13 protein-coding genes and 1 pseudogene are annotated in these 16839 nt (G+C 54.8%); 10 read left to right on the top strand and 4 right to left on the bottom strand.

Annotation, left to right across the window (positions count from 1 at the left end; genetic code table 11):
* Positions 1-300: 300 nt before the first annotated feature.
* Positions 301-2391, top strand: a complete 2091-nt coding sequence (locus tag KSY55_RS08995) for a beta-galactosidase (RefSeq protein ID WP_065441898.1) — start codon at positions 301-303, stop codon at positions 2389-2391.
* 141 nt (positions 2392-2532) lie between these two features.
* A complete protein-coding gene (locus KSY55_RS08990) occupies positions 2533-3609 on the top strand; it encodes a LacI family DNA-binding transcriptional regulator (protein ID WP_217749723.1) in 1077 nt (358 codons plus the stop codon).
* Positions 3610-3851: 242 nt separating this feature from the next.
* On the opposite strand, the gene KSY55_RS08985 is transcribed toward KSY55_RS08990, so the two are convergent.
* Complete coding sequence (locus KSY55_RS08985; RefSeq protein ID WP_226560118.1) at positions 3852-5183, bottom strand: Nramp family divalent metal transporter; 1332 nt, start codon at positions 5181-5183, stop codon at positions 3852-3854.
* Between the two features lie 246 nt (positions 5184-5429).
* Between KSY55_RS08985 and KSY55_RS08980 the strand changes: the two genes are divergently transcribed.
* Positions 5430-6284, top strand: coding sequence for an aldo/keto reductase (locus tag KSY55_RS08980; protein WP_217749722.1), 855 nt, complete (start codon positions 5430-5432; stop codon positions 6282-6284).
* A gap of 40 nt (positions 6285-6324) precedes the next feature.
* A complete protein-coding gene (locus KSY55_RS08975; RefSeq protein WP_004221076.1) occupies positions 6325-7131 on the top strand; it encodes an HNH endonuclease family protein in 807 nt (268 codons plus the stop codon).
* A 10-nt stretch (positions 7132-7141) separates the two neighbouring features.
* Here the strand turns inward: KSY55_RS08975 and KSY55_RS08970 are convergent, their stop codons facing one another.
* Complete coding sequence (locus KSY55_RS08970) at positions 7142-7939, bottom strand: GGDEF domain-containing protein (RefSeq protein WP_254881905.1); 798 nt, start codon at positions 7937-7939, stop codon at positions 7142-7144.
* Positions 7940-8619: 680 nt separating this feature from the next.
* Between KSY55_RS08970 and KSY55_RS08965 the strand changes: the two genes are divergently transcribed.
* Positions 8620-10161 (top strand): MDR family MFS transporter, encoded by a 1542-nt coding sequence (locus KSY55_RS08965; protein WP_004221078.1) that lies wholly within the window; start codon positions 8620-8622, stop codon positions 10159-10161.
* Positions 10162-10179: 18 nt separating this feature from the next.
* On the opposite strand, the gene KSY55_RS08960 is transcribed toward KSY55_RS08965, so the two are convergent.
* On the bottom strand, positions 10180-10503 hold the full coding sequence (locus KSY55_RS08960; RefSeq protein ID WP_004221079.1) for a hypothetical protein: 324 nt from the start codon (positions 10501-10503) through the stop codon (positions 10180-10182).
* Positions 10504-10803: 300 nt separating this feature from the next.
* Between KSY55_RS08960 and KSY55_RS08955 the strand changes: the two genes are divergently transcribed.
* From KSY55_RS08955 to KSY55_RS08935, 5 genes are all read left to right on the top strand, one after another.
* Positions 10804-11820 carry an endonuclease/exonuclease/phosphatase family protein gene (locus KSY55_RS08955; RefSeq protein ID WP_217749720.1) on the top strand — a complete coding sequence of 339 codons (1017 nt, stop codon included), beginning with the start codon at positions 10804-10806 and terminating at the stop codon, positions 11818-11820.
* A gap of 60 nt (positions 11821-11880) precedes the next feature.
* On the top strand, positions 11881-12834 hold the full coding sequence (locus KSY55_RS08950; RefSeq protein WP_254881904.1) for a hypothetical protein: 954 nt from the start codon (positions 11881-11883) through the stop codon (positions 12832-12834).
* A 4-nt stretch (positions 12835-12838) separates the two neighbouring features.
* On the top strand, positions 12839-13885 hold the full coding sequence (locus tag KSY55_RS08945; RefSeq protein ID WP_117791291.1) for a nitroreductase family protein: 1047 nt from the start codon (positions 12839-12841) through the stop codon (positions 13883-13885).
* 2 nt (positions 13886-13887) lie between these two features.
* A complete protein-coding gene (locus KSY55_RS08940) occupies positions 13888-14988 on the top strand; it encodes a glycosyltransferase (protein WP_004221259.1) in 1101 nt (366 codons plus the stop codon).
* A 64-nt stretch (positions 14989-15052) separates the two neighbouring features.
* A complete protein-coding gene (locus tag KSY55_RS08935; RefSeq protein WP_117663249.1) occupies positions 15053-16210 on the top strand; it encodes a polysaccharide pyruvyl transferase family protein in 1158 nt (385 codons plus the stop codon).
* Between the two features lie 128 nt (positions 16211-16338).
* Here the strand turns inward: KSY55_RS08935 and KSY55_RS08930 are convergent.
* Positions 16339-16839 (bottom strand): annotated as a pseudogene (locus KSY55_RS08930) (hypothetical protein); the annotation flags it as partial.

Here is a 16839-nt window from a genome sequence, read left to right as displayed (position 1 = left end):
GTGCCTGCAGAAGTACTGGCAGTCCGGCCTTGCCGCAGGCGCCGTCAAGGAATGATCGCAACGGTCGCATGCTGAAATTTCGGTAAAGCGCATACCGATTTTTCGGCAATCGTCCGAAAAGAACAAAAAATAAGACCTCGGGGGTGTCATCGTGGACATCCCCGGGACCATCTCAAATATCTTAGTAAATATATATACTAGATTTTATAAAAAGATTTTACGAGAGCTTTCGAAGGGAAGCTGTCGAGCTGGCATCCTCAGCGTTATAGCGGATGCCATACGCACACAAAGGAGTAATCCATGCATCGCACGTTCAAATGGCCGGAACTGCTGACCGACAACGGCAAAGGCATCGCATACGGCGGTGATTACAATCCCGACCAGTGGTCGGAAGACGTGTGGGACGAAGACGTCCGCCTCATGAAACAGGCCGGTGTCAATACCGTGGCCGTGGCCATTTTCAGCTGGGATCGCATTCAGCCGGAAGAAAACCGTTGGGATTTCGGCTGGCTTGACCGCATCATCGACAAGCTCGGCAAAGCCGGCATCGCGGTCGATCTGGCCTCCGCAACCGCCACCGCGCCGCTGTGGCTGTACGAAAAGCACCCGGAAGTGCTGCCGCAAGACAAATTCGGCCATCCCGTCAACGCGGGATCGCGCCAATCCTGGAGCCCGACAAGCCCGGTGTTCAAGGAATACGCGCTCACCCTGTGCCGCAAACTGGCCGAACGCTACGGCACCAACCCGTACGTCACCGCATGGCATATGGGCAACGAATACGGCTGGAACAACCGTTACGATTACTCCGACAACGCGCTCAACGCCTTCCGCCTGTGGTGCGAACGCAAATACGGTACCATCGAAAACCTCAACAAGGCGTGGGGCACCACCTTCTGGGGTCAGGAAATGAACGGTTTCCACGAAGTGCTCATCCCGCGTTTCATGGGCGCCGACTCCATGGTGAACCCCGGTCAAAAGCTTGATTTCGAGCGTTTCGGCAACGATATGCTGCTCGACTTCTATAAGGCCGAACGCGACGCCATCGCCGAAATCTGCCCCGACAAGCCGTTCACCACGAACTTCATGGTCTCCACCGACCAGTGCTGCATGGACTACGCCGACTGGGCCGAGGAAGTCGATTTCGTGTCGAACGACCATTACTTCCATGAGGGCGAATCGCATATCGACGAACTGTTCTGCTCCGACGCTTTGATGGATTCCCTCGCGCTCGGCAAGCCGTGGTATGTGATGGAACATTCCACTTCGGCCGTGCAGTGGAAGCCGCTCAACGCACGCAAGCGCAAGGGTGAAACCGTGCGTGACTCCATTGCGCATGTGGCCATGGGTGCCGACGCCATCAACTTCTTCCAGTGGCGTGCCTCCGCATTCGGAGCCGAATCCTTCCACTCCGCACTCGTGCCCCACGCGGGCGAAGACACCAAACTGTTCCGCCAAGTGTGCGAACTGGGCGCAGCGCTGAAAACCCTCGGCGACGCTGGCGTGCAGGGTACCGAACTGGAACAGTCCGATACGGCGATCCTGTTCAGCGCGGAATCCGAATGGGCCACACGCTCCGAAACCCTGCCGAGCATGAAGCTCAACCATTGGCATGACGTGCGCGACTGGTACCGTGCGTTCCTCAACGCCGGCACCCGTGCCGACATTGTGCCGTTGAAATACGATTGGAGCGCATACAAGACCGTCGTACTGCCGACCGTGATCATGCTCAGCGCCGAAGATACGCAGCGTTTGGCCGATTTCGCAGCTGCCGGCGGCCGTGTGGTCATCGGTTACGCAACCGGACTAATCGACGAAAACTTCCACACCTGGCTCGGCGGATACCCGGGAGCCGGAGACGGCCTGCTGCGCGAAATGCTGGGTATTCGCGGCGAGGAATTCAACATTCTCGGCGCGGAAGCCGAAGGCGAACCGTCCGAAATTCGTTTGAGCTCCGGTGCGGTCACCCGCCTGTGGCAGAACGATGTGAACGTCGACGGCGAACGCGCGCAGGTATTAGCCACCTACGAAGGTGAAGAAGCCGACGAATGGGAACTCGGCGGCACCGCCGCAATCACCCGCAATCCGTACGGTTCCGGCGAAACATACTTCGTCGGCTGCGATCTCAACGTCGCCGATCTTACGGAATTCGTGCGCGAGAATATCGTGGAAGATTCTGCAAATGTCGCCAATCCGACCGATTCCGACGTACTGCACACCGTGCGCAAGTCCGCCGACGCAACCTTCGATTTCTATCTGCCGCGCGGCAAGAAAGAAATCGCATTGCAGGGCATCGAAGGCGAACCAATCTACCTGTTCCAAGCGGAAGCAGAGGAACAGACGGGCAGCTACACCGTGCATCGCAACGGCGTACTCGTCGTAAAGCGCGCATAATTCCGCATAATTTCGCGCAATTGATTGCGTAACACAACAATCTCACACAACCTGAGCCCGCCATTCTGAAACTCAAGAATGGCGGGCTTGCCATAACTGGTAAACTTTTTACCGGCATATTCAACAATCACGGAGACGAACATGGGCGAGTCAAAGCCGGAGCCGAAGCCGGACAAAAAACGCGTCACCCTACGAGACGTGGCCGAAGAGGCAGGCGTTTCACTCAAAACCGCATCCAACGTGATCAACCATTCCGGCCGTATGACCGACTCCACGCGAGAAAAAGTCCAGGAAGTCATCGACCGACTCGGATACCGCGTGAACGTGTCCGCGCGCAATCTCAACCGCGGCAAAACCGGTTTCATCACACTCGCCGTACCAACATTGACCGCCCCATACCTGTCGGAGCTCGCCAACCGCGTAATCGACGCGGCCCGCGGCTACGGCTACTCCGTATACGTCACCACCTACGCCGAAGGATCCGCACAAGGAGCGCAATCACTCCTGCGCAACTTCAACACCACCGTCTCGGACGGCATGATCCTGTCGATCTCCGAAGTCGAAAACCTTGAAGCGGCGGACTTGGACGTGGACTATCCGCTCGTATGCGTGGGCGCGCGTTCCACACACGGCAAAGCCGACCATGTTACCCCCGACGATATTCAGGAAGCCCGACTCGCAGCCGAATACCTGTTCGACCATGGCGCAACCCGGCTCGCGGTGGTGGGCTCTCGAACCGAACCGGAACACATTGATTCCGTACGAGACGCCATTGAAGGCAATGCGCAACTGCGACTCCGCGGCGTGCTCGAAGCATGCGCCGCGCGAGGTATCGAATTCGATTCGCGATTGGTAATGAGCACTGGGCAGGATTGGACGATTGGTTCCGGCGCTCGCATTACGCAGCAGCTTATTGATTCCGGGATTCCATTCGACGGTATTGTGGCGTTCAATGACCAGCTTGCGTTGGGTGCGCTGTTCACTTTGGCTGCGAACGGCATTTCCGTTCCCGACCAGATGCAGGTGATTGGTTTCGACAACATTGAAGAAGCCGCCTATTTCCAGCCTCCGCTGACCACCATGGATTCTTGTCTCGACTGGATTGCGCCGACTGCGGTCAGCCGCATTCTCGACCGGATCGACGGCACGCGTGTGCTGGAGCCGAGTTACATCACCACCCAGTCGCACGTGATCGCCCGCGCCACCACGCGCGTGTAGCTCGCCGTTGGTTTCGTGCCGTCGGCTTTCGTACCGTTGATTTCGCGCTATCGCCCTTTGTACCGTTGATTTCGCGCTATCGCCCTTTGTGCCGTTGATTTCGTATCGTTGGCTTCGCGACGCAGCTCGCGATGTTTGTGCAGACCCGAATCAACCTCGGTGTTCCGGCAATTCCTGCGCGAGGCGGCTGTGCGGACGCAGCTGCGCCGGTCGACTGTGCGGACACCGAAATGGGACCCACATCAGGAACGACCGGAGAGCGTGAGAATTACAAGAATCACGTTAAGTGCGACAATCAGCGAAACAACTACCATATTGATCGCGAATTTCACCGGACCATCCACATAATCGCCCATTAATGATCGATCGTGAGTGTATTTCATCAGCGGAATAATCGCAAATGGAATGCCGATCGACAGCACAACTTGCCCTATGATCAGCGCTTCCGTCGGATTCTTAGCAAACCACAACACCACCAACGCCGGTACGAGCGTCACCACGCGGCATGCCCACATCGGCGCTTTGATCCGCAGCAGTCCATGCATGATTTCGGCGCCTGCATAGGTGCCGACCGACGTGGAACTCAGGCTGGAAGCCAGCAGTCCGACCGAGAAAATCGTGCCGATCACCGGACCTAGCACATGCTGAATGGCCTGTTGCGCACCCTCGATCGTATCCGTGCCGGTCATGCCATGCAATGAATTCGCCGCAAGAATCAATAGTGCAAGATTCACCGATCCAGCAAGTAATAATGCCCAGAACACGTCTATTTTGCTTCCGTGTAGCAGGGTCTTTACGCTCGGTTTGGGCTCTCCTGGCACGTAATGGTCGTTCACCAGCGTGGAATGCAGGTAAATCGCGTGCGGCATCACCGTGGCGCCCAGCATGGAAGTTGCCATCAATACCGTTTCGGTTCCTTTGAAATGCGGAACAAGACCTTGCAAAACTTGCGCAGGATTTGGTGGATCAATAAAAAGGCCTGCAATAAATCCAAAAGTAATCACCAGCAGCAATGCAATAATCAGCTTTTCAAAAATATGATGCGTGGCACTCTTTTGAAAAATAAGCAAGACCGTAGAAATAATGCCGATTATGCAACCACCAATAAAAAGCGGAAGTCCAAATAATAATTTCAGTGCGATTGCGCCGCCAATTACTTCCGCAAGATCAGTCGCTATTGCAATGACTTCCGCTTGCATGAAAAACATGAATCGACCGCCGTCGCCAAGTCGTTCTCCCAGGATTTCGGGAAGACTTTTTCCGGTGACGATACCAAGTTTTGCGGACTGATATTGAATGAGCACGCTCATACAATTGGCGAGTACCAGCACCCACACCAGCAGATATCCGTACCTCGCGCCGGATGTGATATTCGCCGCCACATTGCCGGGATCCACGTAGGCGACGGCCGCCACAAAAGCAGGTCCAAGCATGCCGGCAAGCGCGTGCCCGTGGCGGGAAGAGAAATCGTGATTCGCCCGTGCCGTTTCCCAGCATTCCACGCCATCCGTCGCACCCGCATTGACCATGCCTCCCATGCCGTCCATATCGTTCGCGTCGTCTGTACTGTTCATGTTCGTCGCCCTCTTATCCGAGCAATGTTATAGTGCACAAGACTGCGCGGTTATGTTACGTACGCGCATATCATCTGTCGGCATATGCGCGACTCATGCAACGGCGCGTCCGAACCGTTCCAAGACGCAATGCGAGGCATGTGCCACGAAATATGGCCGAATTGCGGCGACCTGCGGCTAAGCTGGAACAAGCATGAGAACGGTTGAGAATAATCGCCTGAAACACAGCCTTCGAAAGGACAACGCATGGAAACTTTCCATACCCCCATGGTCACATTGAACGACGGCAATCTGATTCCGCAAATCGGCTTGGGCGTGCTGCGCATCGACGATGAGGGCGTTACCTCCGTAGTGGAGAGTGCGCTGGAAGCCGGCTACCGTCATATCGACGGCGCGGCGGGGTACAACAATGAGGCCGGCGTGGGTCGCGCGCTGAACAATGCGGGATTCACGGAAGGTGAGCAGCGCAAAAACCTGTGGGTTACGACGAAACTGCGCGATTCCGAGCAGGGGTATGACAGCGCGCGCAAGGCGTTCGACCGCCAGCTTGGCTTGCTGCAGCTCGATTATGTCGACATGTACATGCTGCATTGGCCCACCCCGTTCGACTGGCGTTCCAGCGAAACGTGGAAGGCGTTCCAGGAATTCCGCGCGGAGGGGCGCGTGCGCACGCTGGGTGTGTGCAATTTCCTGCCCGAGCATCTCGACCGCTTGCATGAGGAGACCGGCGAATATCCTGCCGTCAACCAGATTGAGCTGCATCCGACCTGGCAGCAGCGCAAGGTCGTGGACTATTGCAAGGCGCACGGCATTGCCGTGGAAGCATATTCGCCGATGGCTCGCGGTGCTGATTTGAACGCCGGAAACGGTGCGATTGAGCGCATCGCAGCGGAGCATGGGGTTACCCCTGCGCAGGTGATTCTGCGTTGGCATATCGAAAATGGCACGATCATCATCCCCAAGTCGGTGCATGCGGATCGGCAGAAGCAGAATCTCGATTTGTTTGGATTCGTGCTCACCCCTGAAGAACATGCCGCGATCGACGCGCTTGACGGTCCGACGCGCGCCGGACATGATCCGATGACATTCACGTACGCCTGATACTCCGTAATTCCGTAATTTCGTATTATTTTTAATAATTATGCCTCGAAAGAATAATCGTAATTCTTATAATTATCGGAATATTGAACGCGACGTGCGTGATATCCAGCGGGCCGGCAAGCGGTTCAAAAAAAGTTGGATCAACGCCGACGGTCCGCTGGAACGTATTCTTATTTTGCTGGTAGTCGTTGCGGTAATCGGCGTCACTATCGGCATGCTGCTGCCGAAAGTCAATCCGACCGTAGGCGAAATCACCGGCGAGTACACGGCAACCGGCACAGCTGCGGAAACGTTGGAAAAACTTACCGTCGACGACAATCCCAGCAAGGCCGGATATGATCGCGATGCGTTCGGATTCCGCGAAACCGACGACGATGGCAACGGTTGCGACGTGCGCGAAGACGTGCTCGCGCGCGATCTGACGGACGTGCAATATAAGAACGGCCGTAGCTGCCAGGTTGCGTCGGGCACGCTTGACGATCCGTATACCGGTCAGACCATCCAATTCGTACGTGGAGTGAAAACGTCTTCGGCGGTGCAGATCGATCATGTGGTCGCGTTGGAAAATGCGTGGCAGTCGGGCGCGAACACGTGGGATCATGCGAAGCTGTACCAATTCGGCAACGACATGTACAATCTGCTGGCCGTGGATGGGCCCGCGAATCAGCAGAAGGGTTCCGCTTCGGCCGCATACTGGCTGCCGACGAACAGTGAATACCGTTGCGATTACGTGGCCCGGCAGATTGGCGTGAAAGACAAGTACGGGCTGACTGTCACTTCGCAGGAAAAGCGGGCGATGCTTTCCGTATTGCACGGTTGCCCAGCGCAGGAATTGCCGGAAAGCTGAAGCTGCTCATTTAGGCGCGGATATTTGCGGGTGCTGGCTGGGAACGGTCGTAGTTGTAGACGGTGAACGTTCCTTTGTTGAATCGTTTGGTTTCGTACAGCGCCAAGTCGGCCTGTGCGACGCATTGGCCGAAATCCACGCTTCCGATCGCGTCTCCATCGGCGCGCCCCGTGCCAAGGCTGGCACCGTCAGCGGCTGCAATGCGGCACACGCCTACGCTGCAATGCACGTCTTGCCCGTGCTGTTCCGAGGTGTGTGCCAACTGTTGGAAGAACATGCCCAGCGTGGTTTCAAGCACCTGTTCGCTGGCGGTGTTGCGAATAAGCGCCAAGAATTCGTCACCGCCATATCGGCAGATAATGTCATCTTGCCGGTAGATGTGCCGAAGTTGGGATGCGACCTCGCGGATCCAGAAATCGCCGACCGTGTGTCCGTATGTGTCGTTGATGGTTTTGAAATCGTCGATGTCGACGAACATCAGCATCGCTTCGTCGTGCGAATCCATGCGGTCGAAATATTTGCGCATGTGTTTCCATCCCGCTTCCTTGTTCAGCAAACCGGTCATGCCGTCATGTTCGGCTTCGTACCGTGCTTTTTCGTAGGCGGCCTGTTGCGAGTGGAATCGCATGTTCATTTCCACGGTGTCCATGACGAACATAATCTGTGTGGAAATCACGATCGCCAAACATTGCAATGAAAAACTGTATGCCAGTGCTTGGTAGATGGTCGCCAATACTGGTAGCACGAAGAACGACATCATGGAAAGGAAAATAATGCGATCAAGATTCTTGCGATATGAGATCAACATGAAGAGGCATAATGCGATTCCCAAGACCGCAATTGCCTGCGAAAGAAGATAGAAATTACCGCGATGGTAAAGATTGTGGTCATCGAAATAGTAGAAAAGACCAGTGAATTGTGTGATGATAAGTAAGAGAATTCCAATTACGGATAATGCGTAGACAGCACGCAATGCGGCTGGTTTGCGATGCTGATGTTTGCTCACTGTCAACCAAACATAGGTTGCGAAGAAACTCATGAAAATATAGTTGATGCAGAATACTGAGAAATTGCTTATGCGAACCATATAGTATGCGGTTTCGTCTGCATCTACGCGAAAATACCAGCTGAGCGCGTCGGTTCCAAGAAGAAGCATGCAGGCGATCTGCATGAGTATTTTGATGCGAGTTCGTCTGGTTTTGTGTGGGGTTGCAATGAAAATTCCGCCTGCGCAAATCAGGCATATGAAAATACCCCCACAACTCCATGCAGATGTGGAACATGGCCCTGACTGTCATTATCCTCCACCCCCCCCCTCGACGCTGCCTGCGTCGAAAACTTGCCTACCTCTTTCGTGTGCCATGATACCTCTAAATAGGGGAGCGTTACCCCGAAATGACAAAAACAGGAATCCGCAGGCGAATATCCATGCCTCTGTCATACGGGCTATCATATAGTTTGTGCGTTTGAATGTGGAGAAGGTGATTGATGTCAGCGAAGCGGAGCATGTCCCGAGCGCTTACTCGAGAGGAATCGTATCAGGACGGTCATTTAACGCGCACGGCGTTTATTTCCATTGCGATTCTTACATTTATTACGTTCGTCGGTAATTTCACGCAATTGCAGTTGAGCGCCGCGTTGCCGACGATCGTCAGTGATTTTGGTATTTCCGTTACGACCGGTCAGTGGCTGACGTCGATTTTCCAGCTGGTCATGGGCGTGATGGTGCCGCTTACGGCATACCTTACGAGACGTTTTTCGACGCGCGAAATCGTGCTTGTTTCCATGGTTGTGTTCACGATCGGTTCACTGTTCGCTTGGCTTGGTCCAACTTTTTTGATGGTGCTGATCGGGCGTTTGCTTGAGGCGGTTGGCACGGGTGTGATGTGGCCGGTGTTGCAGATCACGGTGTTTTCGATTTATCCGCTGTCTCGCCGTGGTTTCGCAATGGGTACGGTTGGCATGGCGATGAGCGTGGCTCCGGCGATCGGCCCGACGCTTGGCGGTGTGCAGACGGACTTGAACGGTTGGCGTTCAATTTTCCTCACGTTGACCATTATCGGCGTGATTTCGCTGCTTCTTGCCTATTTTGGATTGCATAATTTCGGTGAGAACGATAAAACCGCGAAGGCTGACTTTTTTTCCGTTGGACTGTCTATTTTCGGTTTCGGCGGGCTAATGTTCGGCTTTACGAATATTGAATCGTATTCGTTTGTAAATCCTATGGTTTGGCTGCCAATGGTGATTGGCGTTGTGGGAATTATTTGGTTTGTGCTCCGCCAGATTCATGGCGCGCGCAGGCAGATTGAAAATCCTGAAGCGCAGCCGCCACTGTTGAATTTGAGCGTGTTGAAGAATCGTAGTTTTACTGTTGGCACGATCACGGCCGCGCTCTCGTTCTTCGCGTTCAGTTCGATTATGGTGATCATGCCCCTGTACATTCAGGATTGCCGTGGCTATTCTGCTGCGATTAGCGGCCTGGTGATGCTTCCGGGTGCTTTGGGCCAGTGCATTTCGCAGTTTTTCGGTGGTAAGGTGCTTGACCGTTTCGGCGCACGTCCGGTGGCGTTGATCGGCACGATTACCTTGTGTTTCGGCACGGTCATGATGAGTTTGATTTCCATGACTTCGTGGATTTGGTGGGTGTCGATTTGGCAGTTTGTGCGCCAGATCGGCATGGGTTTCGTGTTGATGCCGATCACCACATGGTCACTGAATTGTTTGGAACCGGAAGAGGTGAGCGCCGGATCCGCGGTGACGAATACGGTTCGTCAGATTGCGGGCGCGATTGGCGCTCCGGTGTTGGTGATTTTGATGGAGACGTTCACGTCTCTTCGTTGGACTGCGCTTGGTGGCACAAAAGCCGTGTATGCGGCTGCCAACGTGTTCGGCATTCAGTGGGCGTTGCGCATCAGCGCTGCGATTTGCTTTGTGATGGTGCTGATGGTGTTCTTCGGCGTGCGCGGCCAGGGTGCCGGTTCCACGCATGAAACCGTGCAACGCGCCCTCAACCGTAGGCGTGCCGCCTGACCGTGCATGCTGCGACGGCTACTCCTCTTCGTTGGGCTTGTATTCCACTACGCTGAGGGCCACCACGCCTGCGCTGGTGTGCACGAACACATTGGCGCTCCCGCCTACGGCTTCCAAGCCTTCCACCAAGTGTGAGATCGGCTCGGAATCGAGCACTGGCAGCACTTGCGCCACGCCGTCTGCGTCGGTGACGGTGAGCGTATCGTCCAAATATCCGGAGGCGAGCGTTTCGTCGATGGCGCTTTCGAATTCGGCCAGCTTGCTGATTTCCTCTTCGGCGGCCTTGTTTGCGGCCACTTCCACAGCTTGCGCCACTTCTTCTCGCATTGCTTCTTCGCTCATGATTGCCTCTTTTGTTAAGCACCGTTTTGCAACCTATAGATTATCGGATGAACGTATCAGAACGATTCCAAATGCCGGAAAGTGTCCATATAGTGGCACTTTTGTGAAAGCATCACCCTCAATGCATGCGGGAAACATATGCGGGGATGAACGCGGGTAGCGTTCACGAGAAGAGATGTTGTGAGAGATGTTGTGAAAAACGATGCGTAAGACTATCGGTTGCAACATGTGATTGCATACGATTGCGGATTGCGCGGAACAGGAAGTGAAACGGGAAGATGGAATGGGAGAGGAGTGCGCATGACTCGACTTGGCGATGTCCAACGAAGTGAGACGCGTCGTGAAACGCGCGCTTCACTGCTTACGGCGTTGCTGTGGTTCGCATCCGCCGTCATCGTGTTCGCGATGCTTCTGCGCATGCTGCCGAACAGTCTCGATGGCAAACGGTACGTGCCTTTGATTGTCGCACTCATGCCTTGGCTTGGCTTGCTTTCCGTGATTATCGCAATTATTGCAACAGTTTTTCGCACTGTCGGCAAACGAAAACTTTTAGTCGCGTTAAGCGTATTGTGCGTGATCATCCAGATTATTTGGCATTGGGGGTATGTCGTTCCGACCAATGATCGTGCCATACAACCTTCTGCAACAGTGCGTGTCATGACGTTCAATACGAAGCAAGGTTGTGCCGATGCGCAGCAAATCGTGCGAACAATCCAAAGCGAGCATGTTGAAATTCTTGCAATGCAGGAAGTTTCATCAGGATTATTAGATCGGTTGCATGATGCTGGAATTGAGGATTATCTTCCGTATTCCGTTTCCGCGCAACTCACTTGGCACGACAATGGCGGTGTGAACGTACTGTATAGTGTGCATCCTCTGCAGGAAACAACGCAGGATCTCATTCCTATTGAATCCAGTAGTATTCCTGCCGCGACAGTTGATTTCAATGGCAGAAAAGTACGATTTGGGTCGGTTCATCCGTTTTCTCCACGACCAAGCAATCAGGGATTATGGAATAAAAGTTTGGATTCCATAGCGCAATTACAGCATTACGATAATGGGGAATCGTATGTGCTGATGGGGGATTTTAATTCCACGTGGGATCATGCAAGCTTCAGATATTTGTTGGGCGATCGCTTTACGGATGCGGGGGAGAGTGCCGGCGAGGGATTGCATATGACGTATCCTTCGGTATTCCCTATCGCTGAAATCGACCATATCATCTACGACAAGGGTGTGTACGCCAGAAATTTGGAAACCAAGCGGATTCAAGGTTCCGACCACAAGGCATTATTGGCGACGTTGGAACTTCAGTAACCCCGTTTTTGCTCCGTAGGTTTCATCGACTCCCCCTACTATTACACTGGGGAATCCGAAGTGCGTCCCGGCGAGAACAAAGGGTATTTCGACAAGCTGGTGTGCGTTGGGCGTACGCTTGCCGATTGGCATCGGCTGGAACGAACCGTTCGCTGCGGGGACGTGGTGTTGGTGCAATTTCCGCTCATCATGTACAATAAGGTGTCGCTGTACGCCTTGCCTTCCGTGCGTAGGATGAAAGCGCGCGGAGCGTTGTTTGTTTTCCTGATTCATGATTTGGAAACGCTACGCGGCTACTCCTACACCGATTTCGACAAACAATGGGTGACCGAAGCGGATCTGCTCATCAGCCACAATCCGCGCATGAGCGAAGTGTTGCGCAAGTACGGCGCGACCGTGCCGATCGTGGAGATCGGCATTTTTGATTACCTGCTGCCGCAAGCGAATCCTGTGCCCGTGGAACAGCGTCACGGCATCGATATCGCGGGAAATCTCAGCCATGGCAAAGCCGAATACGTGTATCGGCTGGCCGAGCGATTCCCCAAAGCCGACATCAATCTGTACGGGCCGAAATATGACCGGCGGAACGGCAAAACGGCGTGGTACCGCGGAATCGTCGCACCCGATGAACTGCCAGACAAACTGGAAGGACGATTCGGTCTGATCTGGGACGGCGACAGTCTCGACACCTGCGGCGGCTATTACGGCAAATATCTGACCGTCAACAATCCGCATAAGCTGTCGCTGTATCTTGCAGCCGACAAGCCGGTGATCATATGGAACAAGGCGGCGCTCGCACCATTCGTAGTCGAACAGGGAGTGGGCGTTGCCGTCGAATCGTTGCAAGAGGCCATGGCCGTGGAATACGGCATGACGCAAAGCGAGTATGCGCGAATGGTACGACGGGCTTCGCAATTGGGTCAGAAGCTGCGTGAAGGCTGGTTTACAAGGGAAGTCATGGCCAAGGTGCAGGCGGTATTGCCGTCGTTGCGTCGAGAAAACAAGGAAAGGTGAGATCATGGGCGTGAAGCAGCGAATCAAAACCATCGTTCCGCATCGCGTCTGGCGCGTATTGCAAGGATGCAAAGCGAACATGACATTGGCTTCGTACTATGCGGGGCAGCGCAAACGGTTCCTGAGATTCTGCGCGGGGCAATGGAATGTGGGACAATCCGAGCAATTGCGCGGCACTATGGTGTATTACATTCATCGTATTGAAAAAGGATTGTCGCATAGACGGTTCCGTGCGGGATTCGGCAGATCCGCGTTCGGGGAGTTGCGTTCCGTGATGGATGAATGGCGGGAACGCGACTATCCGGTTGACGATGTGACGTATATCGCGGCACGGCAGGTGGTTCGTGCATACGTGCGCAAGCATCGGGCGTTGGAGAAGCCGATTCCTGAGTTTGTGGGCGTATGGTTTGCCGACGAAGTGGCCTCGGTGGATATCGAAAGCGTCGAACAAGCCGAAAAAGCCGACGTTGCGGGCAATGCGGGCGTGAAAACCGTGCGTGCCGCAGACAAACGCGACAACGCATCGCTCGACTATGCAGCATTGTTCGCAGGGCGTTCCAGCGTACGCGAGTATGCCGAAACCCCTGTTGATATGGGAACGGTGCGTAAGGCCGTAAGCATGTCGATGAAAACGCCATCGGTATGCAATAGGCAGGCATATCGCGTGCTGCTGATCAGCAATCCGAAATTCATCGAACAGGCATTGGCGTTGCAGGGCGGGTGGCGTGGGTACGATGCGCCTCCGGTGCTGGCGTTGATCAGCGTGGACGTGCGCAGTTTCGTAAGCGTTGAGGAACGCAACGAGCCGTATATCGACGGAGGCCTGTTTGCCATGGCGTTCCTGACCGCATTGGAATGCGAGTCGCTGGCCGCCTGCCCTCTCAACACCATGATGCGTGAGAAGCAGGAGCATGAGATCCGCAAGCTGTTGGGCGTGCCCGACTACGAAACGCTGATTGCGTTCGTGGCGATCGGCAACTTCCCGGAAAGCATCGAATCGCCGGTATCGTTCCGGTATGATGCTTCGGCGATCACACGGGAGCTGAACTGACGATGAGCCATACCATCAGTGTGATCATTCCCGTCTACCGTGCCACGTTGCAAACGTTGCATGATTGCGTGAACAGTCTGCAACGGCAGCAGGGCAGTGGCTTCCGTATCGAAGCGGTGATTGTATTCGATGGTGAGCCGGCATTCGAAACGGCACCGATCTCGAATTGGAATTCGCCATTGGTCAGCATTCGTACGGAAACGATCGCCCATGCCGGAGTCTCCGCGGCTCGCAACGCGGGATTGCGCGCGGCCACGGGGCAGTGGGCGATGTTCCTCGATGCGGATGATGCGCTCGCCGAGCATGCCGTCGACGGCATGCTTGCGTTTGCGGTGCGATACCGCTGCGATGTGGTGATGGGGGCGTACCGCAACGTGCTTGCAGGTGCCGATGCCGATGCGAACGGTGTTCCCGACGCCGCTGGTGCCGTCATTATGGGCGGCAAAGGCGAGGGGTCTCCAAGTGTGGAAGAACACCATTATGCTGAAACTGACATGGTGTTCGAGGGACGCAGGCGTCTTGACCTATGCGAGGATATGCTCCGACCGCAGCGAGGTATCGCGCTTGTTTGGGGCAAGCTGTACAGCATGCCGCTGATCAAAGGGATCGACGGATTCAACGAAACCTTGAGTTTGGGAGAGGACGCCGAATATGCGTTCCGTGCGGTCGCGGCGGCGAATCGAATCGGCTATGTGGATGAAATGGTGTACGAATACCGCCGCAATGCGGATTCGGCGGTGCGGTCGTTCTCCAACGATTATGTGCGGCGAACAATATCTGCGATCGAAACAATGCGCGATACCATTCGTCAATTTCGGGAAATATCTGATGGAACGCTCGATGATTACACATTATTTCATCTGACGATCATTATGATCAATGATCTGTTCAATCCCGAAGCGCCATGGAACCGTCATGAACGAAAGAATCACTATGGAAAAGTAGTGAACATGCCGGTTTTTCGGCAGCCGCTTGATCGATATCGGGGAGGTCGTTTTCCTGTGACCCGACAAATCGCGTTGCTTTCGATGAAATATCGATGGTATTACGTGAGCGCTGCGATCGCATGGGTGCGTCATAAGCAATTCAGTGGAAAACAATGAGAAAGCGGAGTGCTTCTGCAATAGCGAGAAAACAAAGAAATAACTACTTGAACGACGAGGAAATATGGACGAGAAGCATAATATTATCGGTCTAATCACGTATCATGCTGCCTATAATTATGGTTCGGTATTGCAGGCGTATGCCACGCAATCAACCATCACGGACATGGGGCATGACGTTACCGTCATCGACTACCGGCCGCTTGAGGGCGAACGCTACTATGAACGCTTATATTGGCGTGGGCTGGGCCTCAAATCGTCCCTCGCGGATTTAACCATGCTGCCGGTTGCGGGACTGCGCAAGAAGCGCATGCGCAATTTCGAGCGGTTCATCAGCACGAACATACATGTGGGCCAACGACGCTATCAGGAGCCGGAAGAGCTGAATTCGCTGGCTGACGCATTCGACGTGGCCGTGAGCGGCAGCGACCAGATCATCAACAAGCATTCCAACGAGCTGGAACGCGTCGACTGGAAGTACATGGACCCGTACCTGCTGAAATGGGCGAACTGCAGGAAAATCTCGTATGCTTCGTCGCCGGCCACCATGACCGACGATGAGCTGCGGCGCATCGGACCGGCGTTGGCGGAATTCAGCGCGCTTTCGGCGAGGGAACGTTCCGCATGCGGCAAACTGCGGCAGGTAAGCGGCAAATATGTGGAACACGTATGCGATCCGACGCTGTTGCTCAACGCGGGCGAATGGGAGGAACGCATACCGTTGCGTAAGTCGCAACACGTGCCCGAACAGTATCTGCTGTTTTATTCGCTGCTGCGTCCCAAGCGTGCTGTCGGCGTATTCAGGCAACTGCGTGAACTGTCTCGTCGAGTCGGCCTGCCTGTCGCAGTGCTGACGCCGCAGGCGGGCAATGTGCCGAAATGCGATGAGCTTGTCAATGTGCTCGAGGCAGGGCCGGAAGAATTCCTCTCGCTGGTGAAATATGCGGAGGGTGTAGTTACGGACTCCTATCATGGCACGCTGTTCTCCATCAACTTCCATAAACCGTTCTGGGTGTATACGGAAGGTACCAAAGAGCATGAACTCGGCACCAGACGCGGTCAAATCCTGCAGGAAGTGCAATTCGCCGACAGAATCATCACTGATTTTTCCGAAGTTGATTGTACTGATACCTCACAAACCATCGATTTCTGCAATGCCGATATTGCACTGGATATCATGCGCAGCCGCTCAAAGCGATATCTGCACGACGCTTTGAGCTGATTATGCTAAATCCGCTGATTTTGATGTGTGTATTTTCATGCGTATAGAAGCGTTTGAATATGATTTGAGCCTTGGAGTGATATTGAATTCCAAGGCTCAAATGTTTTATGGATATCGGCGGTTGCCGTTTACTTGATGGTGATGGTGATGGTGGCGGTTTGGTTGCCGACCTTCACGTTCACCTTGGCGGTGCCGGTCTGGACGCCGTAGACGGTGCCGGTGCCGGAGACCGCCACGGCGGCCCCGTCACTCCACCAGACAGCGTCGGACGGGGTGGCGTCCTGGGTGCCGATCACGTAGAGCTCGGCGAGGTTGCCTTTCTGGATGGACAGTTTGCCGTCCGCGACGCCCTTGCCGGAGATGCTGATGGCGGAGTCGTCCGGGATCGTGCCGTCCTCGTTCACCTTGCCGGAGGTCCAGGAGACGCCGAGCGCCTTGGTCTTGTCGGCCTTGGACTTGCGGTCCTTGGCCGAGTCCCACGTGGTCTTGCCGTTGGCGTCGACCTTGATCAGACGGAATGTGATGGCGTTGCCCTTGCCGACCTTCGTGGTGCCGGTGTACGCGTTGCCGTACCTGGCGAGCTTGACGCCGCCGGCGCGGGTCCAGGTCTTGCCCTTGCCCTGGCCCCA

The organism is Bifidobacterium sp. MSK.13.1, from assembly GCF_019131435.1.
GTDB lineage: Bacteria > Actinomycetota > Actinomycetes > Actinomycetales > Bifidobacteriaceae > Bifidobacterium > Bifidobacterium pseudocatenulatum.
Note: the sequence above shows the minus strand (reverse complement) of the source record. Positions and strands in the feature narration are given on the sequence as shown.